This is a genomic window from Nocardioides sp. AN3 (assembly GCF_054653495.1).
Genome location: NZ_BAAIGC010000091.1, coordinates 1 through 539 on the forward strand (window position 1 = coordinate 1; position 539 = coordinate 539).

Below are 539 nucleotides of genomic sequence, written 5' to 3' on the forward strand. Positions count from 1 at the left end.
AGGCGTAGGGCGCGGGTGATCTCGGCGCGGGTTTCGTGGGGTGGGATGACGGCGTCGATGTAGCCGCGTTCGGCGGCGATGTAGGGGTTGGCGAGGGTGGTTTCGTATTCGTCGATGAGTTGGGCGCGGCGGGCTTCGACGTCTCCGCCTTCGTCGGCGACCTTCTTCAGGGTCTTGCGGTGGACGATGTTGGCCGCGCCTTGGGCGCCCATGACGGCGATCTGGGCGGTGGGCCAGGCCAGGTTGATGTCGGCGCCGAGGTGTTTGGAGCCCATCACGTCGTAGGCGCCGCCGTAGGCCTTGCGGGTGATGACGGTGACCAGGGGGACGGTGGCCTCGGCGTAGGCGTAGATGAGCTTGGCGCCGCGGCGGATGATGCCGTTCCATTCCTGGTCGGTGCCGGGCAGGAAGCCGGGGACGTCGACGAAGGTGAGGACGGGGAGGTTGAAGGCGTCGCAGAACCTGACGAACCGGGCGGCCTTCTCGCTCGCGTCGATGTCGAGGGTGCCGGCGAAGGCCATCGGCTGGTTGGCCACCAC

1 protein-coding gene is annotated in these 539 nt (G+C 68.1%); it reads right to left on the reverse strand.

Going from position 1 to position 539, the window contains the following annotated elements; translation table 11 throughout:
* Positions 1-539 (reverse strand): carboxyl transferase domain-containing protein (locus ACYQ1K_RS27930; protein ID WP_459986895.1); only part of this gene is annotated, 539 nt, incomplete at both ends.